The sequence below is a fragment of the Paraburkholderia sp. BL6669N2 genome (genome assembly GCF_003387275.1).
Taxonomy (GTDB): Bacteria; Pseudomonadota; Gammaproteobacteria; order Burkholderiales; family Burkholderiaceae; genus Paraburkholderia.
Window position 1 is genome coordinate 4,676,063 of the sequence record NZ_QUNA01000001.1, and the last position, 24,844, is coordinate 4,700,906.

Annotated in this window: 24 protein-coding genes; 7 read left to right on the top strand and 17 right to left on the bottom strand. The window is 62.8% G+C overall.

The window, feature by feature from the left end; translation table 11 throughout:
- Nucleotides 1-35: 35 nt before the first annotated feature.
- From aroQ to B0G80_RS21145, 9 genes are all read right to left on the bottom strand, one after another.
- Nucleotides 36-473 (bottom strand): type II 3-dehydroquinate dehydratase, encoded by a 438-nt coding sequence (aroQ, locus tag B0G80_RS21105; protein WP_106280004.1) that lies wholly within the window; start codon nt 471-473, stop codon nt 36-38.
- 154 nt (nt 474-627) lie between these two features.
- Nucleotides 628-1,461 carry a shikimate dehydrogenase gene (gene aroE / locus B0G80_RS21110; protein ID WP_116119275.1) on the bottom strand — a complete coding sequence of 278 codons (834 nt, stop codon included), beginning with the start codon at nt 1,459-1,461 and terminating at the stop codon, nt 628-630.
- Nucleotides 1,461-2,681, bottom strand: a complete 1,221-nt coding sequence (locus tag B0G80_RS21115) for a CaiB/BaiF CoA-transferase family protein (protein WP_116119276.1) — start codon at nt 2,679-2,681, stop codon at nt 1,461-1,463. The genes aroE and B0G80_RS21115 overlap by 1 nt, the downstream gene beginning before the upstream one ends.
- Nucleotides 2,681-3,148 carry a MaoC family dehydratase gene (locus B0G80_RS21120; protein ID WP_106280009.1) on the bottom strand — a complete coding sequence of 156 codons (468 nt, stop codon included), beginning with the start codon at nt 3,146-3,148 and terminating at the stop codon, nt 2,681-2,683. The genes B0G80_RS21115 and B0G80_RS21120 overlap by 1 nt, the downstream gene beginning before the upstream one ends.
- Before the next feature lie 2 nt (nt 3,149-3,150).
- Complete coding sequence (locus B0G80_RS21125; RefSeq protein ID WP_116119277.1) at nt 3,151-3,543, bottom strand: VOC family protein; 393 nt, start codon at nt 3,541-3,543, stop codon at nt 3,151-3,153.
- Nucleotides 3,540-4,490 (bottom strand): ketopantoate reductase family protein, encoded by a 951-nt coding sequence (locus B0G80_RS21130; protein WP_116119278.1) that lies wholly within the window; start codon nt 4,488-4,490, stop codon nt 3,540-3,542. Before B0G80_RS21130 ends, B0G80_RS21125 begins: the two co-directional genes overlap by 4 nt.
- A gap of 518 nt (nt 4,491-5,008) precedes the next feature.
- A complete protein-coding gene (locus B0G80_RS21135; protein WP_116119279.1) occupies nt 5,009-6,328 on the bottom strand; it encodes an MFS transporter in 1,320 nt (439 codons plus the stop codon).
- Between the two features lie 155 nt (nt 6,329-6,483).
- On the bottom strand, nt 6,484-7,242 hold the full coding sequence (locus tag B0G80_RS21140) for an SDR family oxidoreductase (RefSeq protein ID WP_116119280.1): 759 nt from the start codon (nt 7,240-7,242) through the stop codon (nt 6,484-6,486).
- A gap of 42 nt (nt 7,243-7,284) precedes the next feature.
- Nucleotides 7,285-8,724 carry an aldehyde dehydrogenase family protein gene (locus tag B0G80_RS21145; RefSeq protein ID WP_116119281.1) on the bottom strand — a complete coding sequence of 480 codons (1,440 nt, stop codon included), beginning with the start codon at nt 8,722-8,724 and terminating at the stop codon, nt 7,285-7,287.
- 253 nt (nt 8,725-8,977) lie between these two features.
- On the opposite strand from B0G80_RS21145, the gene ppa reads away from it, so the two are divergent.
- Nucleotides 8,978-9,505: an inorganic diphosphatase gene (ppa, locus tag B0G80_RS21150; protein WP_106280020.1), complete on the top strand. Its 528-nt coding sequence runs from the start codon at nt 8,978-8,980 to the stop codon at nt 9,503-9,505.
- A 272-nt stretch (nt 9,506-9,777) separates the two neighbouring features.
- Nucleotides 9,778-11,877, top strand: coding sequence for an FUSC family protein (locus B0G80_RS21155; protein WP_116119282.1), 2,100 nt, complete (start codon nt 9,778-9,780; stop codon nt 11,875-11,877).
- A 41-nt stretch (nt 11,878-11,918) separates the two neighbouring features.
- Here the strand turns inward: B0G80_RS21155 and B0G80_RS21160 are convergent, their stop codons facing one another.
- Together B0G80_RS21160 and B0G80_RS21165 are read right to left on the bottom strand one after the other, a co-directional pair.
- Nucleotides 11,919-12,248, bottom strand: a complete 330-nt coding sequence (locus tag B0G80_RS21160; RefSeq protein WP_116119283.1) for a GIY-YIG nuclease family protein — start codon at nt 12,246-12,248, stop codon at nt 11,919-11,921.
- A gap of 9 nt (nt 12,249-12,257) precedes the next feature.
- Nucleotides 12,258-13,427, bottom strand: a complete 1,170-nt coding sequence (locus B0G80_RS21165) for a GNAT family N-acetyltransferase (RefSeq protein WP_106280026.1) — start codon at nt 13,425-13,427, stop codon at nt 12,258-12,260.
- A gap of 144 nt (nt 13,428-13,571) precedes the next feature.
- On the opposite strand from B0G80_RS21165, the gene B0G80_RS21170 reads away from it, so the two are divergent.
- Both B0G80_RS21170 and glnK read left to right on the top strand, forming a co-directional pair.
- Nucleotides 13,572-15,272, top strand: a complete 1,701-nt coding sequence (locus B0G80_RS21170; RefSeq protein ID WP_116119284.1) for an NAD+ synthase — start codon at nt 13,572-13,574, stop codon at nt 15,270-15,272.
- Between the two features lie 126 nt (nt 15,273-15,398).
- Complete coding sequence (gene glnK / locus B0G80_RS21175; protein ID WP_006048444.1) at nt 15,399-15,737, top strand: P-II family nitrogen regulator; 339 nt, start codon at nt 15,399-15,401, stop codon at nt 15,735-15,737.
- Between the two features lie 258 nt (nt 15,738-15,995).
- Here the strand turns inward: glnK and B0G80_RS21180 are convergent, their stop codons facing one another.
- The 4 genes from B0G80_RS21180 to B0G80_RS21195 form a co-directional block, all read right to left on the bottom strand.
- Nucleotides 15,996-17,147, bottom strand: coding sequence for a porin (locus B0G80_RS21180; RefSeq protein WP_116119285.1), 1,152 nt, complete (start codon nt 17,145-17,147; stop codon nt 15,996-15,998).
- A 601-nt stretch (nt 17,148-17,748) separates the two neighbouring features.
- Nucleotides 17,749-18,528 (bottom strand): ABC transporter ATP-binding protein, encoded by a 780-nt coding sequence (locus B0G80_RS21185; RefSeq protein WP_106280031.1) that lies wholly within the window; start codon nt 18,526-18,528, stop codon nt 17,749-17,751.
- Between the two features lie 46 nt (nt 18,529-18,574).
- Nucleotides 18,575-19,288, bottom strand: a complete 714-nt coding sequence (locus B0G80_RS21190; RefSeq protein WP_106280033.1) for an ABC transporter permease — start codon at nt 19,286-19,288, stop codon at nt 18,575-18,577.
- The gene (locus B0G80_RS21195) at nt 19,285-19,974 is read right to left on the bottom strand and encodes an ABC transporter permease (protein ID WP_106280035.1); all 690 of its coding nucleotides are present in this window, start codon (nt 19,972-19,974) and stop codon (nt 19,285-19,287) included. The genes B0G80_RS21190 and B0G80_RS21195 overlap by 4 nt, the downstream gene beginning before the upstream one ends.
- Before the next feature lie 697 nt (nt 19,975-20,671).
- Between B0G80_RS21195 and B0G80_RS21200 the strand changes: the two genes are divergently transcribed.
- Entirely contained in the window at nt 20,672-21,382 is a 711-nt protein-coding gene (locus B0G80_RS21200; protein WP_116119286.1) for a pirin family protein, read from the top strand.
- Between the two features lie 208 nt (nt 21,383-21,590).
- Here the strand turns inward: B0G80_RS21200 and B0G80_RS21205 are convergent, their stop codons facing one another.
- Nucleotides 21,591-22,121 (bottom strand): periplasmic heavy metal sensor, encoded by a 531-nt coding sequence (locus B0G80_RS21205; RefSeq protein WP_116119287.1) that lies wholly within the window; start codon nt 22,119-22,121, stop codon nt 21,591-21,593.
- A 220-nt stretch (nt 22,122-22,341) separates the two neighbouring features.
- Between B0G80_RS21205 and B0G80_RS21210 the strand changes: the two genes are divergently transcribed.
- Together B0G80_RS21210 and B0G80_RS21215 are read left to right on the top strand one after the other, a co-directional pair.
- The gene (locus B0G80_RS21210) at nt 22,342-23,067 is read left to right on the top strand and encodes a response regulator (RefSeq protein ID WP_116119288.1); all 726 of its coding nucleotides are present in this window, start codon (nt 22,342-22,344) and stop codon (nt 23,065-23,067) included.
- Nucleotides 23,051-24,370, top strand: coding sequence for an ATP-binding protein (locus B0G80_RS21215; protein WP_106280042.1), 1,320 nt, complete (start codon nt 23,051-23,053; stop codon nt 24,368-24,370). Before B0G80_RS21210 ends, B0G80_RS21215 begins: the two co-directional genes overlap by 17 nt.
- Nucleotides 24,371-24,456: 86 nt before the next feature.
- On the opposite strand, the gene B0G80_RS21220 is transcribed toward B0G80_RS21215, so the two are convergent.
- Entirely contained in the window at nt 24,457-24,723 is a 267-nt protein-coding gene (locus B0G80_RS21220; RefSeq protein WP_074763386.1) for a hypothetical protein, read from the bottom strand.
- Nucleotides 24,724-24,844: the final 121 nt, after the last annotated feature.

Consider the following 24,844-nt stretch of genomic DNA (forward strand, 5'->3'; position numbering starts at 1 on the left):
GCTTCTGCGCCGCGCATGGGCCGACGCATGAAATGTCAGGCGGCTGCCGACACCGCTGCGCGCAGTCCAAGCGAATAGCTTTCGATACCGAAGCCGCAGATTTGCCCCTTCACGATTTCGGCGAACACCGAATGATGGCGGAAGGCTTCCCGCGCGTGGATGTTCGACATATGAATCTCGACGATGGGCACCGTCAGTATGGCGAGCGCGTCGCGGATGCCATAGCTATAGTGCGTCCACGCGCCGGCATTGATGAGCACGCCATCCACATTATCGACGAAGGCTTGATGGATTCGCGAACACATATCGCCTTCGCTGTTGGTCTGATAGCTCTCGACCGTGACGCCAAGCTCCTTGGCTAGCGCCTGAAGCTGAGCATCGATGTCGGCGAGCGTGGCCGTGCCGTATTGCGCGGGATCGCGCTTGCCGAACATGTTGTGGTTGATGCCGTGCAGCATGAGGAAAGATTTCATCAGTTATCGGTATCGAGGTTTAGAGGGGCGTTGTCTCGACGACCGCGCCGGTTTTCGCGGCTTTGCCGATGACGACCGCGAGCTTGTAAGCCACGGCCGAGCCGCGACAACGGAATGCCGTCGGAAAAGCCTCGGCGGAATAGGCGGGCTGTCGTCAATCGAGCGGCACGGTGAGACGGTCGATGATCGCGCGCGTGCACGGACGCGCGCCCCGCCACCATGCGAATGCTTCGGCGGCCTGTTCGACCAGCATGCCGACGCCATCGGCAATACCTTGCGCACCCGCGTTGCGCGCGAGCCGCAGGAACGGCGTGAGGCCCTTGCCGTACGCGAGTTCATAGGCGGTGCCGCCCCCGCTGAAGACGCTCGGTGGAACAGGCGGCAGTTGCCCGGTCAGGCTTGCAGACGTTGCGTTGACAACGAGGTCGAACTGTTCCATCGATTCGAGTTCCGCGTAGCCGCACGCGGTGAGCGTTGCGTCCGCCGCGACCTGTTCGACTAGCGCCTGCGCTTTCTCCACATGCCGGTTAGCGATGACCAGTCGCGCGGGCCGCGCCGCAATGAAGGGGAGCAACGCGCCGCGCACCGCACCGCCCGCGCCCAGCACGAGCACGCGCTTGCCCGCAATCGGCTGATGCAGGTTGATTTCGATGTCACGCACAAGGCCCACGCCGTCGAAGTTCTCCGCCACGATGCGGCCGTTCTCGAACTTCATCGCATTGACGGCGCCCGCGAGCGTAGCCCTTTCGCTGCGCTCGTCCGCTATGGCGAACGCCTGCAGCTTGAACGGCGCAGTGACGTTCATGCCCTTGCCGCCCGCGGCGATGAAGGTTCTCACCGTCTCTTCGAAGGCGTTGGCCGGTTCCAGCGGCGCTTCGATGGCGCCGTACGTCATGTCCTGTCCGGTCTCCTCTGCGAAAAGACCATGGATCAGGGGCGATTTCGTATGCCCGATCGGATTGCCGATTACCGCGTATCGATCGCTCATCACGCCCCCGGTTTCGAAAACAGCACGCCATCGGTCTGCATTGCGTCGATTTCCGCTGCGCTAAAGCCCAGCGATTGCGCGACCTCCGCGTTGTGCTGACCGAGATCGGGGCCGACCTCGTGGATGGACGTGTCGCAGTCGGAGAAGCGGAACGGCAGGTTCGGAAGCCGCAGTTTTCCGAAGCGCGGATGCTCCTGCTCGATCACCATGCCGCGCGCGACGATCTGGGGATCGGCGACGACCTCGTCGATGCGCTGAACCTTCGCGCTCGGGACATCGACGCTGTCGAGCAGCGCCAGCACCTCCGCAACGGCGCGCGCGGCCACCCACGCTTTCACGACCGTGAGAATCTCCTCGCGATTGGCGTTGCGGCCGTTCAGGCTATGAAACCGCGCATCGGCGCCAAACCCGGCCGGACCGCCGTACTGCTCGACGACCGTTGCGAATCGCTTCCAGGAATCATCCACCTGGGCGGCGATGACGAGATCGCCGTCGGCCGCGCGAAACACGCCGTACAACGTCGATGTCGGCATGTCGTGGCCGGTTTGCTCCGGCACCACGCCTTGCATCGTGTAGCACTGGACCGCATATTCATGCATCGAGAAGAGTGTGTCATACAGCGCCATGTCGATATGCTGACCGCGTCCGCTCTTCACGCGGCCGAGCAGCGCGGCGTTGATGGCGGCGACCGCGTGAATGCCGGTGTACATGTCGCCGAGCGAAATGCGCATGAGCGGCGGCGGCTCGCCCGGATTGCCGATCATCTGCATGATGCCGCTCTTCGCCTCCGCGATGAGACCAAAGCCCGCGCGATGCGCGTCCGGTCCCGTGTGTCCATAAGCCGAGATCGAGCAGTAGACGAGGCCCGGATTGCGCCCGGACAACGCGGCATAACCGAGGCCGAGCTTATCCAGCGCGCCCGGCCGATAGTTCTCGATGAACACATCCGCTGAATCGCACAGACGCTCCATGAACGCCTTGCCGCGCGGATCCTTCATGTTGACGCTGACGCCGCGCTTGCCCATGTTGAGCTGCAGGAAATAGGCGCTTTGCTGATCGTCGAGAATCGTGGCGTGCTGACGGCCGGCGTCGCCGCTGCCGGGACGCTCGACCTTGATGACTTCCGCGCCGAGTGCCGCGAGGCATCGTCCGACATAAGGGCCGGCAAGAAAGTGGCTGTAATCGACGACGCGAATACCTTCGAGGGGACGGGCTTGCATTAGTTCGCTCCCGGGCGGCGCGGGATCATCAGCCGATGCTCGCCACGTTGAACGACTTCGCCGTTCTGATTGATCAACTCGGAGGGCAACACGACGATGCCCCAATCCGGCTTGCTCTTGCTCGCACGCATGGAGCCGACGCGGAACTTCACGTGCAGCACGTCGTTGACCTTGATCGGCAGCAGAAAGTCCCAGGTCCAGCCGAGCGACATGCCGGGCAGAAAGCGATAAGCGCTCTGCGTCTTCAGACCATCGGCGATCGACAAGCCAAACAAACCGTGCGCGACGATGCAGCCGAAATGGCTCGCGTTCGCGTATTCCTCATCGACGTGGACAGGCGTGTGATCGCCCGTCAGATCCGCGTACGCGAGGATGCGTTCTTTCGTGACGGTGTAGGGGGGGCTTACGCACTCGTCGCCTTCGCGCGCATCGTCCCAGTATTTTTCGGTGATGTTGATGGTGCTCATGCTTACGCCTCCGCGCGTGGGTTAATCGCCAGCGCCTGCGTGACGCATACGGCAGGTTTGGCCTGAATGAGCTCGACGGCGAGGCCATCGGGCAGACGCAGCCAGTTGCGACCCTGCGGCATTTCGGTAACGCCGAACGCTTGCGCGGCAGCCAGTGCGGCCTCCAGGTCCTCACACATCACGCCGAGATGCGCGAGCCGGCCTTCGGGGCCTTCATGCTGCGGCGCGCTGACCAACTGCAGACCGCCCAGCGTCCAGTACTGACGCGGCTCCTCGCGCGTGCCGTCGACTTCTCGCATCGTCATGCCGAGCACGTGTTCGAAGAAGCGGATATGCCAGTGGATGTCCTTCACCCGGATGGCGACGTGCTCGAGATAGGCTTTCGTTGCGCTCATGCTGCGGCTCCTTCGTTCTGGCGGTCCGTCATCGCGCGTTCGATACCCTTGATGCAGGCGACGAGCGTCGAATTCACCGGCGTCGGCACGCCAAGGCGTTCGCCCCAGCGCACAACCGCGCCGTTGATGAAGTCGATTTCGGTAATCGAGGACTTCTCGAGGCTTTGCAGCATCGAAGTCTTGAATGCGGGCGAAAGGCCTTCGGCGGCCATATTCCAGGCGTGTTCGGCATTGGAAATGGAAAGCGCGACGCCGGCGGCTTTGGCGGCAGCCATCGCTTCTTCGATCGCCGCGAGCGACGTCGCTTTCAGAATGGGCTCGTCGTAGAGCTGCCCGTAGGTGAGACGCGTGATGCCCGTGATCGCGCCCGTCGCGACGTTTATGAGCAGCTTGTCCCACATGGTGCCGAGAATGTTGTCGCTGACCGTGGTGGTCAGGCCGGCGCGGTTGAATGCCTCCGCAATAGCCTGCGCGCGAGGCGTGATGCGGCCGTCGAGTTCGCCGATGATCGTGAGTTTGCCCGTCACGCCGGACTGGATATGGCCCGGCGCACGCAACACGCCGCCGACATACGTCTTGCCGGCGAGCACGCGCTCACGTCCGACAATTTCTCTCAGGACGTCTTCGTGACCGAGGCCGTTCTGCAGCGACAGCACGAGCGTTTCGGGACCGACGAGATCGAGCGCGCCGCGCATCGCCTGATCGGTATGAAAGGACTTGACCAGCACGATCACGAGGTCGACGGGGCCGACTTCTGCCGGATTCATCGTGGCGCGAACCTTGACGCGGCGCGTGCCGCGCTCTTCGTCGACCTGGAGGCCGTCGCGGGACATCGCTTCGACATGTGCGGCGAACCGGTCTACGAGCCATGTCTCATGGCCGCCTTCGGTCAGCGCGGCACCGATGGCGCAGCCTAGCGCGCCGGCGCCCAGAAATGCGATCTTCATATGCGTCTCCTTGAATGGAAACGAAGATACGGCTCCGCGGTACATGTTGGCAATGCAATGGGTTTAATAGCGGCATTGCATTTCGCAATATCGCGCAGAGTCTGGAGCCTGACATCGCCGGACTGAACATTGAGATTTTGCGGTTAAGGATCGGTTAAAAAACAGAGCGGTTTCGAGTCCTCGCCCGTGCGCTGCGCTGCCTGTCGGCGTGTCTGCGTGTCCGGTAGCGGCACGCGTTAAGCCGTGCGTTACGCACGGATTGCACGAGCGCATTGAATGGCGCCAATGCGCCGCGATTCTCGATGAGGTGATCTGTGTCGATGGAACGGTCGGCGCCGTGTGCGGCGAATCTTTGCGACACGCATGGCGAAAAGTCGAGAGCCGGGCTCTGAGCGACCCGTGATGGGTAGGCGGCCGACGCGCGTTATCAGCCTATTCAGCAGTGGATTAGTTGCTCCTTCGCAGATCAAGGCAAAGCCTCAGCAGTGAATCACCGCCAAGGCCCGAAACTCAATCCCTCACTTATTCACCATCTTCGCCGGCACACTGATCGCCAGCAAACCGCCGAGCACCATGAACGCCGCCAGCATATACATGCCCGAGTCGTTCGCGGCCGTCGCCTGCTTGAGCCAGCCCACCGCATAGGGGCTAAGAAACCCAGCCAGATTCCCGATCGAATTGATCATGGCGATGCCGGCAGCCGCTCCCGTCCCCGCCAGAATCGCCGTAGGCAAACTCCAAAACAGCGGCAAGGTCGTAAGAATGCCCATCGTCGCAAGCGTCAGCGACGCCATCGCCAGCACGGTGTTATGCGCCCAAACCACGGAAAGCACCAGCCCGATCGCCCCCGCAAACGCAGGCAGCGCAATATGCCAGCGCCGCTCGCGCTTACGGTCGGCGCTACGCGACACGAACACCATCGCGACCACAGCACCCGCGAACGGAATCGCCGAAAGCAATCCGATCATGAACGCATCCGTCACACCGGTCGCCTTAATGATGGTAGGCAACCAGAAGCTCACGCCGTACAAGCCCATCACAAACGAAAAGTACGTAAGACTGAGCATCAACACACGCCCACTCGTGAACACCTGGCGAATCGGCATGTCATGTTTGGTCGCTTCTTCTGCGGAAACATGCCGCTCAAGCAACTGCTGCTCTTCCTTGGTCAACCACTTCGCCTTCGAAATCCGATCGTCCAGCATGGCGAACACCATGATCCCGACGATCACCGAAGGAATTCCTTCGAGCAGAAACAGCCACTGCCAGCCATGCCAGCCGTTCAAGCCGTTAAAGGTCTTCAGGATATAACCCGACACCGGCCCGCCGATCACGCCCGACAACGCGATTGCCGTCATGAACCACGTTGTCATGCGGCCGCGCCTATGCGCCGGATACCAGTAGGTGAGATACAGAATGATGCCTGGGAAGAACCCCGCCTCGGCAAGACCAAGCAAAAACCGCATCACATAGAACATGGTCGGCGTAGTAACGAACATGGTCAGCATGGAGATTACGCCCCACGACACCATGATCCGCGCAATCCACACTCGCGCGCCGACCTTATGCAAAATCACGTTGCTCGGAATCTCGAAGATGAAATAGCCGACAAAGAAAATCCCGGCGCCGAAACCATACACGGCATCGCTCAGCCCAAGATCGCTGGTCATTTGCAGCTTGGCGAAACCGACGTTGACGCGATCCAGATACGCGACCACGTAACAGAGCATGAGAAGCGGCGCGAGCCGCCAACTGACCTTGCGGTAGGTGGCCTCTTCGAAAGTCGAAGGCGGCGCACCCGCGCCGGGATGGTGGAGCGGATTTGCGGGACTAGCCATGGTGTCTCCTCTTTTCTTGTGGAATTGAAGTACCGCCGTCGATCGATTCTATCCGCGCTGCGTGCTCTGCATGACGAATGAATACCCGGGGAAAACACTGACTGCGGCGAGGGCCGCTGCACACGAAACCCTCGCGGGCCAGATGCGGCGCGGCGCTACACGCAACGCCCGCCGTCCACTTCCAGACACACGCCGGTGATGAACTCCGCATCGTCGGAAGCCAGGTAAAGCGCGGCGTTGGCAATGTCCTGCGGCGTCGAGAAACGCCCGAGCGGAATGCCGGCGAGAAAGCGCTGGCGGTTTTCCGGCGTATCTTCGACGCCCATGAATTCGGACAGCAGCGCCGTTTCTCCGATCACCGGATTCACGCAGTTCACGCGTATGCGGTCCGGACCGAGTTCGACCGCCAGCGACTTGCTTGCGATAATCACCGCGCCTTTGCTGCCGTTGTACCAGACGAGCCCGGGGCGCGGCCGCACACCCGCCGTGGACGCAATATTGATGAAGCAGCCGCCGCCTTGCTCGCGGAAATACGGCACGAATTCCTGCACGCTCCAGTAGATGCTCTTCACGTTCACCGCATAGACGCGATCGAATTCGGCTTCCGTCACATCCATCACCGGCTTGTTGCGATGCGTGGTGCCCGCGTTGTTGACGACGATCTGCACGCTGCCGAAGTCTTCAAGCGCGGCCTCGCGCAGCTTTTGCCAGTCCTCACGTTGAGCGACATTGCCCGCCACCGCGATTGCCTTGCCGCCGGCCAACGCGATTTCGCTCGCCACGCGCTCGGCGGCGGGACCGTTCAGATCGTTGACCACCACGTTCGCGCCTTCGCGCGCGTACGTCTTCGCAATGCCTTCACCGAAACCCGAGCCGCCACCCGTGACGATGGCTGTTTTACCTGTCAACCGCATAATGTCTCCGCTGTTTGTTGTGGATGGTGATGCGTCTGCCTGCTAACCATGTTTGATCGCGATGGTCTTGAGCGCCGTGAAGCCGTACAACGCCTCGAAGCCCTTTTCACGCCCGTGGCCTGAATGCTTGACGCCGCCGAACGGCAGTTCGACGCCGCCGCCCGCGCCATAGTTGTTGATGAACACCTGGCCGGAGCGCAAACGTCGGGCGAGCCGCATCTGCCGTGCGCCGTCGCGTGTCCAGATGCCGGCGACGAGGCCGAACGGCGTGCCGTTTGCGAGCTTCAACGCTTCGTCTTCGTCGCTGAACGACATGGCGGCGAGTACGGGGCCGAACACTTCGTCGCGAGCGAGGCGGTGGCTCGCGGGCACGTCGCGCAGCAGCGTGGGCGCCTGATAGAAGCCGCTTTCCGGTGCTTCGGGAATCACCTCGCCGTGCGCCGCCATGGCGATACCGTCGTGTTGCGCATCCGAGAGGAAATCCCACACGCGCCGCTGCTGTTTCGCGTTGATCAGCGGCCCGCAGTCGAGGTCGGCCTGCGAAGGGCCGACGCGCAAGGCGTGAAATGCGCCGCTCAGCCGGTCGAGCAAGGGTTCGTAAATGGCCCGGTCGATCAGCACGCGGCTACCCGCCGAGCAGGTCTGCCCGGCGTTTTGCACGATCGCCGACACCAGCACGGGCAGCGCCGCGTCGAGGTCCGCGTCGGCGAAAACGATTTGCGGCGACTTGCCGCCGAGTTCGAGCGTGACCGGCACGTGATTCTCGGCGGCCATTTGCGTGACGAGCTTGCCGGTATCCGGCGAGCCGGTGAACGAAATGTGATCGATGCCGGGATGACGCGCGAGCGCCGCGCCCGCTTCATGGCCGAAGCCGGTCACTATATTCAGCGCGCCGGCAGGCAAACCCGCTTCAGCAGCCAGTTCGGCGACGCGCAACACGGTCAGGCACGCATCCTCGGCCGGTTTGACGACGCATGCGTTGCCGGCGGCGAGCGCCGCGCCGACGCTGCGCCCGAAAATCTGCATGGGGTAATTCCACGGCACGATATGGCCGGTCACGCCGTGCGGCTCGCGGATGGTCAGCACCGTATAGCCGGCTTGATAGGGCAGCGTTTCGCCGTGCAACTTGTCCGCCGCGCCGGCGTAAAACTCGAAATAGCGGGCGAGGGCGGCCGAATCGGCGCGCGCCTGCTTGAGCGGCTTGCCGGTGTCGCGCGCTTCGAGTTGGGCGAGTTCTTCCTGGCGCGCGGCGACCAGCATGGACAGCCGGTACAGGATGCGGCCGCGTTCGGCGGCGCTGGCTTGACCCCAGGGGCCTTCGAACGCGCGGCGCGCGGCGTGCACGGCGGCGTCGATATCCGCCGCGGTGCCGCGCGCGAGTTGGGTGAAGGGCTGGCCGTCCGAGGGATCGAGTACGGCGATCGTTTCGCCGCCTGATGCGGCGGACCATTCGCCGCCGATGAAATGCCGGGCTTCTTCCATGCATGCTCCTTGAGGTGTCACGAGCACCGCGCTGCGGTGACGTGGTGTTCACAAACGAGAGGCACAATCGAGAGACGCCAGACGATTATCGCCCCGATCCAACGAGGGATGCCATCGGCCGATTGGCTATAATGGCGTATTCCGCACTGTCCGGCCGCAGCGCCGCTGCTCGAGGCGAGTTTCACGTTGCATCCCGTTCGAGCGAGCGCGCCGCACGCCGTGTTCCGAATTCCATCCCGACCAGAGAGCGCTCATGAGCTTCAATAACGTCCCCGCAGGCAAAGACCTTCCGCAAGATTTCAACGTCATCATCGAAATCCCGGCGCAAAGCGATCCGGTGAAGTATGAGGCGGATAAGGAAACGGGCCTGCTCCACGTCGATCGTTTCATCAGCACGGGCATGCGCTATCCTGCGAACTACGGCTACATTCCGCAAACGCTGTCGGGCGACGGCGACCCGGTCGACGTGCTGGTGATCACGCCGTTCCCGCTGCTGGCCGGCTCGGTGGTGCGTGCCCGCGCACTCGGCATGCTGCAAATGACCGACGAATCCGGCGTGGACGCGAAGCTGGTCGCCGTCCCGCACGACAAGGTCTGCCCGATGACCGCCAACCTGAAGTCGATCGAGGACGTCCCGGCGTACCTGAAAGACCAGATCAAGCACTTTTTCGAGCAATACAAGGCGCTCGAGAAGGGCAAGTGGGTGAAGGTCGAGGGCTGGGCGGACATCGAAGCCGCGCACAAGGAAATCACCGAAGGCGCCGCGAACTACAAGAAGTAAGCTGCGTCACACCCGGTGAATAGAAAAAACCGCGCGAGCCTGCAAAGGCCGCGCGGTTTTTTCATGGCTAGTCGAAACACGTGGCCGGCGCGCGCCGCGTAGTCCTGGAGGGCGGGCACATAGACGCAGTGCATCGACAGGATGAACCGAAGCCATTTTTATATCTACGTGTAAACCCGTATTATTGGCCGCCTGCATGCGCGTGCCTGGCGCCAGCCCTCACGCTGCGCTGACGCAACGTCAATCCGCGTTTCCTGGAGCCCATCTTTCGGATGCTGAATCGCAAGTCCAACCCGTCGTCTTCGTCGCAACGCTGGTCGAACTGGCTGTATGCCGTCGCCAGCGCGATCTACCGCAAGCGGCCGGTATGGATGGTGTCGTTTTCGACCAGCGAAGCCAGCCTCTCCGAAGGCTTGCGAGCGGCCTGTGCGTCGACGGCCATGCTCGCGCTCGGCAATGTGCTGCACGAACCGTTATTCGCGTGGGCGGCGATCGGCGCGTTCTGGACCTGCCTCGCCGATGCGGCCGGCTCCAATCGCGCCCGCTTTGCATCGATGATGGGCTTCGCGGTGCTGTCCACGCTGTGCGGCGGCCTGACGGCTTACGCTTCCGGAGCGGGGGCTGTGTTCGCCGCGCTCGCGGTGCTGGTGTTCACGACACTCGGCGCGTTCGGCAGGATCTGGGGCGCCGCCACGTCACAGGTGACGATTCTCGCGGCCACCGCATGCGTCGTGATGGTCGACCGGCCGATGCATAGCGTTCGGCAAGGCATGGCGTTTCTCGGCATCTATCTGGTCGGATGTCTGTTTGCCGTGGCGCTCAGTCTGACGGTCTGGCGCATCCATCCGTTCGGCACGAGCCGCTCGTCGCTGCGCGCCGTGTACCTGCGTCTCGCCGATCTCGCGGTGGACAGCGCGCGGCTGCTCGAACGGCGCGCGGCACGCGGCGAGTGGGCCACGCATGCCGCGAAATTTCGCGCCGATGCGCGCGCCGCGCTGGAGCGCTCGCGCAAGGTGCTGGCGCGCGTACCCGCGTCGAGAACGGGCGGCCGCGAAACCTACGACACGCTGCTCGGCTTGCTGACCGACAGCGAAGCGTTGTTCGCGTATCTGATCGCCGTCTCCGGCGCATGTGAACGAGTCCCGGACCACGCATGGCGCGCGCAACGCGCGGCCCGGCTCCTGACGGTCATGGGCGACGTGCTGCGCGGCATCGGCGCGGCCGCCAACGACGCACAGTGGGCCCGTCTCGCCGATTTGCAACTGCGCTTGCGGCGGTTCGCGCGGCGGCTCGAAACCGCCTTGATGGAACCGGTGACGCTGAAGTCCGATTTCGAACTGGTCGACTTCGCGCCGGTGCACGCGCAGCCCGAAGGCTGGCGCGACAGCGCCGCGCGGCTTTTCACGCGCATCTGGTCCACCTTCAAGGCCAACCTGTCCGTCGAGTCCGTGGGCTTGCGGCATGCGGCCCGCGTCGGCGTGACGACCACCACCGGCTTTCTCGTGATCCGCGCGCTCGGTCTGCCGTTCGGCTACTGGGCCACCATGGCGACGCTGCTGATCCTGCAACCGTCGATTGCCGCGACCTGGCCGCGCAGTATCGAGCGTGCGGCGGGCAGCATTGTCGGCGGCGTGCTGGCGGCGGCGATCGGTTACGCGATCCATTCGCCGCTCGGCATTTCGCTCGCGGTGTTTCCGCTGGTGATGGCGACCATGGCGCTGCGTCCGGTGAGCTACAGCCTTTTCGTGCTGTTCCTCACGCCGACCTTCGTGCTGGTCGCCGACTTCGCGACGCCGGGCGCCAGCGAATTCGCCTATGCGCTCACGCGGCTCGGCAACAACGTGCTCGGTTGCGTATTGGCGCTGCTGGCCACGTTCTATCTCTGGCCGACGCGCGAAAAGATCGACTATCGCGCGTATCTGGGCGAGGCGGTGCGCGCCAATCTCGCCTATCTGAGAGCCGCGCTGGAATCGCCTCGCCGCAGCGAGAAAGAGATGGAGCGCTTGCGACGTGCCGCGGGTCTGGGCAGCAATAACGCAGAGGAAGCCATCGGGCGCATGCGCCTCGAAAAACTCGAGGACACGATGGTCGACACGGTCACGCTGACCGTGTTGAGCCTCTTGCGAAGAATGGCCGGCACCGCGACGCAACTGCGCCTGAGTACAAACCGGCGCGACATGCACGATGAACTCGGCGCGTGGATCGCGACCGTGAGCGCGGACATCGACGCCGCGTTGAGTCGCACCTTGCGGCCGGTGCGCCTTGGGCTCCCCGCGCGAGAAGGGCTGACTTCACTGGAAGCCGATGCGGTGGGGGAGCTTGCGCTGATGCACCGGCTGCTCAACGAGCGGATGCGTGAGGCGAGGGGATAGCACGCGGCGGCGCGAGGAAGAAGGACGAGCCTGAAGCGTTTTCAGGACGCGCCGGTTTTTTCCTCAGCTTGTTCTTCGTCGACAACCGGCTCGGGTTCGGGCAACGGCATCACCGATTCGAGCGTGCGCAGTCCGGCTGCAAGCGCCCGCTTCTCGGAAGGCGACAGCCGTTTGACCCAATACTCCGCGCGCGAAGCAGCAGACCGATCCGTCAATTCGAACGACGCCAGCACCTGCACCGGCTTGCGCGAACGCGTATAACGCGCGCCTTCGCCACTCATGTGTTTGTCGAAGCGCGCCTGCACATCGACGGCGATGCCGGTATAGACGCTGCCGTCCGAGCATTCGAGCAGATAGAGAAACCAGGCCATGAATGCGCATCAGCCTTTGAACGGATTGTGTTCGCGCAGCTCGTCCACATACGCGTGGATGCTGTTCTTTTCGTTGTCGAGAAAGTGGCCGACCGCATCGGCGAAAGCGGGATGCGCGAGCCAGTGCGCCGAACGCGTCACCGTGGGCAGGAAGCCGCGGGCCATCTTGTGCTCGCCCTGGGCGCCGCCTTCGAACGCGCCGAGCTTTTCCTCGATGCAGAATTCGAGCGGCTGGTAATACGCGGTTTCGAAGTGCAGGCACGGCACGTGTTCGAGCGCGCCCCAGTAGCGGCCATACAACGTGCCGCCGGTTTTCGCGTCGCGCTGATACACCACCAGCGAACTCGCGATCGGCTTGCCTTCGTATTCGGCGATCACGAGCAGCAGATTCTCCGGCATCGACGCGCCGATCATGCGGAAGAAATCGAGGTTCAGATACGGACTCGAAAAGTGCTCGCGGTACGTCTGCCGATAGCACTTGCTGAAGAAGCGCCAGTCCGCGTCCTGGATGTCCTCGCCGCGAATCCGGCGCATCGTCACGCCGGCCTCGTGTACTTTACGACGCTCGGCGCGAATGTTCTTGCGCTTCTTCTGTTCGAGCGTGGAGAGGAAATCGTCGAAGTCGCGATAGCCGTCGTTGAGCCAATGAAACTGCACGCCTTCGCGTTGCATCATGCCCATGTCGGTCAGCGCTGTCGCTTCCGTTTCGGTGGGAAACAGCACGTGCAGCGACGACACGTCGGCCTGCTCGGCGAACGCCATCAGCGTCGCGGCCAGGTGCCTGAGCGCATGCGTATCCGCCGACAACAGCCGGTTGCCTTGCACGGGCGTGAACGGCACCGCGCACAACAGCTTCGGGTAATACGGCAAACCGTTGCGCTTGTAGGCGTCGGCCCAGGCCCAGTCGAACACGTACTCCCCGTACGAGTGACCTTTCAGATACACCGGCGCGGCGGCCACGAGCTTGTCCGTGCGCGGGTCCGTCAGCGTGACGAATTGCGGCGCCCAGCCGGTATCCGCGACCGCGCAACGGGTCGCATGCAAGGCGCTCAAAAACTCATGCCGCAGAAACGGCGTGGGCTGCGACTGCTGCGCGAGCAGGGCATTCCATTCCGCGGCGTCCACCTCGGAGGGCGATGCCAGAATGCCCGTGCGATAATCAAAGCGTTCCTGGTTCAATCTGTGTGACTGTTCCCAATGAGCGGCGCGGCGCGCTAGCGGTAAATCAGGCGCCACGCCGTTCGTTTATCCGATTTGTCCATTCCGTCGAGCTAACCAGCCGCGGTACTCGCAAGCCACGTCGGCTTGCCTGTCGATCCTGCCATGAAGACCCGAATCGCTCTTGCTCAAATCAATGTCACCGTCGGCGACTTCGCCGGCAACGTCGCGAAAATCGTCGCTGCCGCGCGTGCCGCGCACAACGATGGTGCGAAGCTGCTGATCGCGCCTGAACTCGCGCTGTCCGGCTATCCGCCCGAAGATCTGCTGTTGCGTCCCGCGTTCTATGCGGCGAGCGCGGCGGCGCTGGCCGACCTCGCCACGCAACTGAAGCCGTTTGCCGGCCTGCATGTGATCGTCGGCCATCCGCTGCGCGACATCACGCATAACGCGGCGCACGGCCATGGTAATGCAAACGCGCCGATCGAGCGCGGCGTGCCGCCGGTCGATACGTTCAACGCGGCCTCGCTGATCGTCGACGGAGAAGTGCGCGGCACGTATCGCAAGCAGGATTTGCCGAACACCGAGGTGTTCGACGAGAAACGCTATTTCGCGTCGGATCCGCAGCCGTTCGTGTTCGAACTCGATGGCGTGAAGTACGGCGTGGTGATCTGCGAGGACGCGTGGCATGCGTCGGCTGCGCAAATGGCGAAGGCGGCGGGCGCGCAAGTGGTGCTGATTCCGAACGGCTCGCCGTATCACCTGAACAAGGAAGCAGTGCGCTTCGACATTCTGCGCGCGCGGATTCGCGAGACCGGACTGCCGATGGTCTACGTGAACATGGTCGGCGCGCAGGACGAACTGGTATTCGACGGCGGCTCGTTCGTGCTCGACGCGCAGGGCGAACTGGTCGCGAAGATGGCGCAGTTCGAGGAAGCGACCGCGATCGTCGAATTCGAAGACGGCAAGCCGCTGCGCGCGCCGATCGCGCCGGAGCAGTCGATCGAAGCGCAGGTTTACGCCGCGCTCGTGATGGGCGTGCGCGACTACATCAACAAGAACGGTTTCCCGGGCGCGCTGATCGGCCTGTCGGGCGGCGTGGATTCGGCGCTGGTGCTGGCCGTCGCATGCGACGCGCTCGGCGCGGACCGCGTGCGCGCGGTGATGATGCCGTCGCGCTACACGGCGGACATTTCCACCACGGACGCCGCCGAAATGGCGCGCCGCGTCGGCGTGCGCTACGACGAAATCGCGATCGCGCCGATGTTCGACGCCTTCCGCAGCTCGCTCGCGGAAGAGTTCGCCGGCCGCGCCGAAGACGCGACCGAAGAAAACATTCAGGCGCGCATTCGCGGCACCTTGCTGATGGCGCTGTCCAACAAGTTCGGCTCGATCGTGCTGACCACTGGCAACAAGAGCGAAATGGCCGTGGGCTACTGCACGTTATACGGCGACATGGCCGGCGGCTTCGCGGTCATCAAGGACATTGCGAAAACGCTGGTTTACCGGCTGTGCCACTACCGCAACCAGGCTACTGCCTTCGACAAGCAGGACGTCATTCCCGAGCGGATTCTGACGCGCGCGCCGTCGGCGGAACTGCGCGAGAACCAGACCGATCAGGACAGCTTGCCGGAATACGACGTACTCGACGCGATCATGCGCATGTACATGGAAGAGGACCGCTCGCTCGCCGAAATCGTCGCGGCGGGCTACGCGGTCGACGACGTCAAACGCGTCACGCGCCTCATCAAGATCAACGAATACAAGCGGCGTCAGGCGCCGATCGGCATTCGCGTCACGCATCGCGCGTTCGGGCGCGACTGGCGTTATCCGATCACGTCGCGCTACACCGAACCGGTGGAGTGAGCTTTAAGCGAACCGCTGCGGACTTACCCGTAGCACGCGCCGGATTGCCGCAATGCATCCGGCGCGGCGTAGAATAAAAATCATCCCTTTCCTTTTCACTCTTCCAGACACGAGACGAGGTTCGCCATGAAGCGCATCACTGCAGTCATCAAACCGTTCAAACTCGACGAAGTGCGCGAGGCGCTCGCTGAAGTCGGCCTCACCGGGCTGACCGTGACCGAGGTCAAAGGCTTTGGCCGTCAGAAAGGCCACACCGAGCTCTATCGTGGTGCAGAGTACGTGGTCGACTTTCTGCCGAAAGTGAAGATCGAAGTGGTGGTGGCGGACAACCAGTGCGACCAGGTGATCGATGCGATCATCGGCGCGGCACGCACGGGCAAGATCGGCGACGGCAAGATTTTCGTCGCGGACGTGGAGCGCGTGATCCGCATTCGTACCGGCGAAGAAAACGAAGCAGCGGTTTGACGCAGCTGAGTTTGTTGTCTTAAAGCAGGAACCGAGCGGCGGAATGTGCCAACCGTAGTCCGCTGTACGACATCAGCCATGAATGCACCGCGCCGGTGCGCTCAGGCAGTGGTAAAACCGCGCGCTCAAATAAAAAACGGTGCGATACCCTTTCGGACATCGCACCGATACGCGCCTCTCGCAGCAGCGTGAAAAAGATTCTCTTGAAGAACTCTTGACGACACCCCGAAGGAAATCCCTTCGGGGAACACCGTTCGATTAGAACGAGTGTTGAATACCTGCGTACACGCCAGTCTGGCTATGACCCGGCAGCGGGTTGTCCGTGCTGGTCGACGTACCTGCGTTGTTCGCATTCAGGCCGTAGTTAGCCGTCTTGCTGTTTTGCGTCGTCGCGACCTGGATGTCCAGCAGCGTGCGCTTGGACAGGTTGTACGAGCCGCCGACCGTGTAGATCGTCGCGTTGCCTGCGCCATTGTTGCCGTTCACGTGGTAGACCGCTGCAATCAGCGCCGCAGCCGGCGTTGCTTGCCACGTCACACCGCCCCATTCGTGATCCAGAGTTGTCGGCTGGCCCGGCAGAACGCCCTGAGCACCTGCCGAACGGACGGCCTGGTAAGCCGCCTGAATCTTGAACTGGCCGAGGAACACGTTCACGAGAGCCGAGTATTCACGCGATGCCGCGAATACGCCGTTGCCGATGTTGCCCGGGTTGACCGTGCTTGCGTTCGGGCCGTACAGGACGCCGTTAGCCGGGTTGCGGATTTCGTCGTACAGACCGCGAATCTGGAACAGCGAGCTCGTGTAGGTGATCTGCGCGCCAGCTTCGCGACCTTGAGCGGTCGTGCCGTTGCCGTTCCAGCTCGTTGCATTCGACAGCGCGTATTGACCGTAGAAGTCAAAGCCGGCGATCTTCGGCGACTGGTACGCGAAGTTGTTGCTCGATTGCGGCCAGTTGCGGCCACGCACCAGCGACGCCGACGACCAGTTCGATTGACCGAACGGGTCGAAGTCCCACACGCCGTTCGAGATGTACAGCATGCGGCCCATCGTGAACGTACCGTACTGGTCGTTCGACAGGCCGACAGTTGCCCAACGATTGAAGAGACCGCCGCCGCCAGGGCCTGCACCCGTCATGGTGTTGAAGGAGCCTTCCAACTGGAACAGGACCTTGTTGCCACCACCAATGTCCTCAACGCCCTTCAAGCCCCACAGGCTGGTACCCCAGTCACCGCTTTCCGCGCGCCAACGGTTCGTGCTGCCCGTTGCCGAGCCAGCTGCGTTCGAGCCTTGCGGAACGCCCGTCATGTATTCGATACCGGCGTCAAGGCGGCCGTACAGCGTCACGCTGCTTTGGGCGTGCGCAACAACACCGGCTGTCATCAGCGCAGCGGCGAGCAAAGCTTTCTTCATCTTCTCCTCCATACCCTGTCAAAAAGTGAAACCCAGTACTGCGAATGGTGCTCGGCCGCGATTGCGCCGAACAGAAATCGGTACCAGGGAGATTAGCGGGTGGATTGGGTCTCCTGCCGTGACGTGTAGCCTTGGGGCTATCTGGTCGTCATGCCGATCCCTCGCCGACCGGTTCTCCTCTGTGCTTTGAAGTGAAACTACTTTTAATGAACTTTGTTTTGCTACTTTGGTTACTAATTTATCAAAAATACCCTGAACTGGGAGAAGAAATTAGTACCTGCCTTGATCGATGTCTCCAAATTGCAATAACAATGTGCGCGACGACCTGCTGCAAGCGCTTCGAAAAACGCGGAAACCCTTACGTGACAAGGGAATCACGGATCGGCGAGGGTAAGGTTAAGGATTGCCACTATTGACGCTTGAAATGCGGCAGAGTAGGGCGAAACCGCGGGGGCGGACGGCTCGCGGAGAGCGGTTTTGGCGGCGGAAATCGCCGGAATGCACAGGTGAGCGAAACAAAAAAGGCGCTAGAAAGCGCCTTGTAATACTACTTTGACTACAACCCAAATAGCGGGCTGCGTTTAAGTCACTATTTGAGCTTCTATTTGAGGCTGCCGGAAAGGAACTGCTTGAGCCGGTCGCTCTTCGTGTTCCTGAATACTTCGTCCGGGTGGCCTTCTTCTTCCACCCGGCCTTGATGCAGAAACATCACGTGATTCGACACGTTGCGCGCGAAGGCCATTTCATGCGTGACGACGATCATCGTGCGGCCTTCTTCGGCGAGCGTCTGCATCACCTTGAGCACTTCGCCGACCAACTCGGGGTCGAGCGCGGAAGTCGGTTCGTCGAACAGCATCACATCCGGATGCATGGCCAGCGCGCGGGCAATCGCCACACGCTGCTGCTGGCCGCCCGACAGATGCGACGGATACTGTTTCTCCAGGCGCGGCGCGAGCCCGACCTTTTCCAGATATTCGCGAGCTCGGTCTTCGGCTTCCTTGCGCTTCAGACCCAGCACGTTGACCGGCGCCTCGATGATGTTTTCGAGCACGTTCATGTGCGACCACAGGTTGAAGTGCTGGAACACCATCGACAGCCTGGTGCGCACCCGCTGCAATTGCTTCGGGTCCGACACGCGCAGCGCGCCGTTCTTGCCGATCTGCGTGCGCACTTCTTCACCGTCGACGAAGATGCGTCCCGAGTTCGGCTGTTCGAGAAAGTTGATGCAGCGAAGCATCGTGCTCTTGCCCGAGCCGGACGAGCCGATCACGCTGATCACGTCGCCGGCGTTGGCCTTGAGCGACACGCCCTTGAGCACTTCGTTGTCGCCATACTGTTTGTGAAGCTCGTCGACGAATAGCTTCTGCTTCTTGGTGGTCATCAGGATCCTTGGGCGTGCTTACTTGCTGAGGGCGCGGTGCCTCGGGTTACTTGCCTTGCGGCCGCAGGTAAGCGAGCCAGCGGCGCTCGGCGCGGCGGAACAGCCACACGAGCGCGAAAGAAATGCACAGATAGAGCAGGGCGGCAATGCCGAACGCGTTGAACGACTGATACGTCGCGGAGTTCACATCGCGCGCGATCTTGAGGATGTCCGGCACGGTGGCGGTGAACGCGACGGTGGTGGCGTGCAGCATCAGGATCACTTCATTGCTGTAGTAGGGCAATGCGCGGCGCAGGGCCGACGGCAGAATCACGCGCCGGTACAGCGTGAACGACGACATGCCGTACGCGCGCGCCGCTTCGATCTCGCCGTACGGCGTTGCCTTGATCGCGCCGGCGAAAATCTCGGTGGTGTATGCGCAGGTGTTCAGCGTGAAAGCGAGCAGCGTGCAATGCATGCCGTCGCGGAAGAACGCATTGGTGAGTTCGTGATTGCGAATGATCTCAAGACTGTACAAGCCGGTGTAGCAAAGCAGTAGTTGCACATACAACGGCGTGCCGCGAAAGATGTACGTATACAGCCACACCAGCGTGGAGAGCCACTTCTTCTTCGATACGCGGGCCACCGCGAGCGGAATCGACAGACAGAAGCCGAGCCCGATCGACACCACCAGCAGCCACAGCGTGATTGCGACGCCGGTGATGCGATAGCCGTCGGTGTAGAGATAATTGCGCCAGTATTCCTGAATGATCTCGATCATAGATCCGCCTTTCGCACGCCGGTCGAGTAACGCTTTTCGAGGTACATCAGCACGAAGTTGGACACTGTGGTGATGACGAGATAGATCGCCCCCGCGAACAGGGTGAAGAAGAAGAACCGCAACGTGCCCTTGCCCGCGTCCTGCGAAGCCTTGACCACGTCGGCGAGGCCGATGATCGATACCAGCGCGGTGGCCTTGACCATCACCTGCCAGTTGTTGCCGATGCCGGGCAGCGCGAAGCGCATCATCTGCGGGAACATCACGCGGGAGAACACCTGCCAGCCGGTCATGCCGTAAGCGGCGCCGGCTTCGAGCTGGCCGCGCGGCACGGCGAGGAACGCGCCGCGGAAGGTCTCGGTGAAGTACGCGCCGTAAATGAAGCCGAGCACCGCGACGCCGGCCACGAAAGGATCGATGTCGATCTGGTCCCAGCCAAGCAAGTCGGTCAGGTTGTTCAGCCAGATCTGGATGCTGTAGAAGAGCAGCAGCATCAGCACCAGGTCGGGCACGCCGCGCACGAGTGTGGTGTAGACCGTGCCGACGCCGTAGGAGAAACGGTTTTTCGACAGCTTCGCCGCCGCGCCGAGCAGGCCCAGCACGAAAGCGAACGCCAGCGACAACACCGCCAGTTTGACGGTCTGCCAGGTGCCGTTGAGGAGCAGCGGGCCGTAGCCTTGAAGGAACATAGGGGGTCCTTGACGATGCGTTTGCGACACACCGCGAAAGACGCGGCCAACTCTGCGCCGCGTTTGCCGCGAGCTTCGGGCTCGCTGTGATCTGCGGCGCACAGCGCACCGCTGTGCAAATCATGACTGCATGACCGTTGCCGGTCTTGCAGCGCGCTTTTCGACTCTTGTTGTGAAACTGCGGGTAAATCTACTGCCGACTGTATTACGAAGCCTCGCGAAAGCCCATGCGGGCGAGCCCCGAGTTTCGTGGGTGCTGCGTGTGTTTCCTCGATTCAACGTCTGGACTTAATTGGCCGTCGCTATTCTAGGCGGTCAAAATTGTCGCGCCGCCCGGGCTTGCGGCTTCGGAGCGCGACGCGTCCATTCGATGCAACGAGACAGTCTGACGCGGGGCTGAAACCGGCCGGCGACCCATCGCGGCCCGCCATGCCGGACCCGCCGGTGCACGTTCGGCGCCAACGCGATCGCGAAAAGGGCGGTATTTTACCCGAACAGGGACGATGCGCCAGTCCGGGACGCCGCCGGCGGCAAACTGGCGTGCGCGGCCGTTGTGCGAGCGCGACGTTATCGCGTTCCTTCACCACGCCTGATTGCGCGGATTTATGAAACGATCCGGTGCACCCGCGCGGATTGTTTAGTGGAGGCCGTGCCCATACATTCCCGGCATCACTGTTTACTCACCAGGAGTCCTTCCATGTTCGAGATTCGCCGCTCCGAAGAACGCGGTCACGCCAACCACGGCTGGCTCGACTCGTATCACAGCTTCTCTTTTGCCGACTATCGCGATCCTCAGCACGTGCATTTCGGCCCGCTGCGGGTCATCAACGAAGACCGTATCGCCGGCGGCGAGGGCTTCGGCACGCACGGCCATCGCGACATGGAAATCGTCACCTATGTGCTCGAAGGCGCGCTGGCCCACCGCGACAGCATGGGCAACGGCTCGACGATCCGTCCCGGCGACGTGCAGCGCATGAGCGCGGGGACCGGCGTGCAGCACAGCGAGTTCAACGCGTCGCAGGACGAGTCCGCGCATCTGCTGCAGATCTGGGTGATTCCGCAACGCGCGGGCGACCAGCCGAGCTACGAGGAAAAGCGTTTCGACGCCGCCGACAAGCGCGGCCGCCTGCGAGTGGTCGCTTCGCCCGACGGCCGCGACGGTTCGGTGACGATCCATGCGGACGCGTCGATTTACGCGGCGCTGATCGATGGCGAAGAAACGGCGACGTTCGCGCTGCCCAAAGGACGCCTCGCGTATGTGCACGTGGCGCGCGGCGCGCTGACGGTGAATGGAAAAGCGCTCCATGCAGGGGACGCCGCCAAGCTCAGCGACACGGATACGGTTACCCTGGAGAAGGGCGAGAACGCTGAAGTGCTGCTGTTCGATCTGGGGCAGCTCAACGGCTAAGCCGTTATCCCCCGGTGGGGCTTTCACTGAAGGAATAGTTGAAGGCGCAACGAGCACGCCTCACACATGCATCACGGTAGTCCGCGCGCACCGTGTCGCGCCGTAGTAAAAAAACGCCACGGAGGGCAAGCCTCCGTGGCGTTTTCGCATTCAGCAGCACAGACGGCCGACGGCCACGCGAGCCGCCTGCGCATCTACACCGAGCCGCTTACTGATTGGCCGCCGGCGCCGAAGCCGCACCCTTACGCTGCTCCCAGTGCTCGCGCATCTTTTCATGACGTGACTCCATCTTCGCAAAGCGCTGTTTGAGCGCCGTGCTGACGGTGGTCTTTTGCTGGTCGTTCAGGCCGTTGTAGAACTTGAGCCACGCGTCCGAGGTTTGCTGACGCAGTTGCGCGTCTTTCTGTTCGACCTGCTGGTGCGTGGCGGCCATGGCGTTCAGATCCAGGATCGGCTGCTGCTGCGCGGCCTTGAACTGGTTCTTGATCTGCTCATGGTTGGCGCGCATGGCTTCGTGGTTCAGCTTCATGGTGTCGAGCGCGGCCTGCCACTGCTTTTCCTGATCCGCGTTCAGCTTCAACTGATCGTGGAGTTGCGTCAGTTCCTTCATGAAGTGGCCGTGCCAGCCGCCAGGGCCGCCATGGTCGGCGGTGGGTTGTGCGCCATAGGCAGCGCCCGCGCCGATGGCGAGAGCAGTGGCGGCGACGGCGAGAACGCGCGAGATCTTTTTGGTAGACATGTGAGACTCCCTGTAATGGAATAGCCGACGATGCAACCGGTTAAAGTGGACGGCGTGCACTCGGTAAGACAGAGCGTAGAGAACTGCGCAGGCCGCTGTGTTACGTGGCAGGATGCGGCTGTTACGGGGGATTACGCACAGCTTTCACCGTAACACCCGGTAACCCTTGGGGCCGGTTTGAAATCCAAAACCCTTCCTGTCGCGCGTTAAACTTCATCCCATGGCTACTCAAATACTTGTTGTCGACGACGACGTCGAATTGCGCGATCTGCTCCGCGACTATCTGGCCCGCCAGGGCATCGAGGTTTCGGTGCTGCACGACGCGGGCTCGCTCGAGCGCAGGCTCGAACGCGAGCGTCCGGATTTGATCGTGCTCGACCTGATGATGCCGGGCGTCGACGGGCTCACCGCCCTGCGCAAGCTGCGCGCGTCGGGCGACGACATCCCCGTGATCATGCTCACGGCGCGGGCGGACGACGTCGACCGGATCGTCGGGCTGGAACTCGGCGCCGACGACTACCTCGGCAAGCCGTTCAATCCGCGCGAGCTGCTGGCGCGCGTGCAGGCCGTGCTGCGCCGGCGCCGCACGCTGCCGTCGGCGGCGGCGCCGGAACAGCGCGAGCCGTTCAACTTCGGCCGCTTCAAGCTCGACTTCCAGTTGCGCACGCTGCATCTGGAAGACAAGCCGCTCACGTTGTCGGGCAGCGAGTTCGCGCTGCTGAAGATTTTCGTCAATCACCCAATGCGCACGCTCACGCGCGAGCGCCTGCTCGAACTGCTGCACGGTCCGGAATACGACGGCACCGACCGCGGTATCGACGTGCAGGTCTGGCGTCTGCGCCGCATTCTCGAAACCGACCCGTCCACGCCGCGCTTCATTCAAACGGTGCGCGGCCGCGGCTACGTGTTCGTGCCCGACGGCGAACAGAATGCGCCGGCCCATTGATTCGCTGTTCGGGCGGCTAGCGCTGCTGGTCGTCGCCGTGCTGCTGCTGTCGCATTTCGCGTGGTATGCGCTCATGCGCCTCGAACGCAGTCAGCTGCAAACACGCTACGCGGTCGAAGAAGCCACCTTTCTCGTCGACGCGGTGCGTCAGCACGTCGCCCGAACGCCGGATCAGCCCTTGCCGTCGCGCGTCAAACTGGTCGACCCGGCGAGCCCGGAAGTGCCGCCGGAGGTCGCGGACATGCCGCCGCCACTCGAACGTTTCGTCGAAGACGTGCGCGATCGCATGCCGTCCGGCACGCAGGTGCGCATCGGTCAGCCGGGCCGCCCGCCCACGCTATGGGTGCGCGCGCCCTCCGACCGCAGCTGGATCGTCGTGCCGGTGCAGCCGTTGCGCACGCCGCGCTCGCTCGACCGCACGGTGCTGTGGCTTGCCATCATTTTCTCGTTCGCGGTGATGGCGGCGCTGTTCGCCGCCTGGGCGCTGCAGCAGCCGTTGCGCTCGCTCGCCCAGGCGGTGGCGCGTTTCGGCCGCGGTCAGCCGGTGCCGCCGGTGCCGGAGCGCGGGCCGCGCGAGTTGCGTCAACTCACGCACGGTTTTAATCAGATGGTCCAGGAAGTGGCGCGCACGGAGAACGACCGCGCCGTCATGCTGGCGGGCGTGGCGCACGATCTGAAAACGCCGCTCGCGCGTTTGCGGCTGCGCGCCGAAATGATGGACGAAGCGAAGATGCGCGACGGCGTGGTGCGCGACGTCGATTCCATGACGCATATCGTCGAACAGTTTCTGGTGTTTGCCCACGACGGCGCCGATCGCAGCGAGGCGGTCGAAGTGGACGCGCAGTGCGAGCGGATCGTGCGCAGCTATCGCGCGGTGGCCTCCGGTACACCCACCGTGCAGACCGAACTCAACGCGGGGCCGGCGTTCCTGCTGCCCGCCGCCACACTCGACCGGATTCTGTCGAATCTGCTCGACAACGCGCATGCGTATGGCGCGCCGCCGGTCGTCGTCGCCACAGCGCGTACTGCGGAAGGCTTCACTTTGTCGGTGAGCGACAACGGCAGCGGTATCGCCGCCCAGGATCTGATCAATGCGAGCCGGCCGTTCGTACGGCTCGATCCGGCGCGCGGCGGCAACGGCCATAGCGGCCTCGGGCTTGCCATTGTCGAACGGCTGGTGCGGCGTGCCGGTGGCGAGTGGGAGATCGGCAACCACGGCGGTCGTGGTTTGCGAGTCTTGATGAGCTTTCCGCTCGAAGTGCTGCCGCGGGCCGCGGCAACTTCGGAGAATGCCTGGGGTTAATCGGTGCGCGGCGCGGGCTCGGCAGTCCGTGCCGCGTCTTGAGATCCGAGCGCAAGATCCAGAAGGCGCGGCCGGAAACCGGTGTGCTAGTCCGAGAACAACGTATTCAGCGCATTCGCCGCGTCGCTATCCACCGTATTCCACGTGACCGTTTCCGCTTCGAAAATATAGTGGGTGGTGTATTTGCCCAGACGTGCCAGGATCTCCTCCTGAATCAGTTCCGGCGCGACGGCCAGTTTCAGATACCACGCGGTGGACGACAGGCGCGTCTGGAACGCGCCGTATTCAGCCAGCAGATGGTCGAACGCGTCAGCATCCTGATCGCGGCAGACGATGACCAAATTTCCCTTCATGCGAATCTCCCGTTAAAGCGGTAGCGGCAACCTCGATATCAGGGTTGATGATACCTGCTTCGTCAGAGATGCCCGAGGTCGCGTCTTGCCTTGCGTCAGATGGCGGACTGATTGAGCCGCC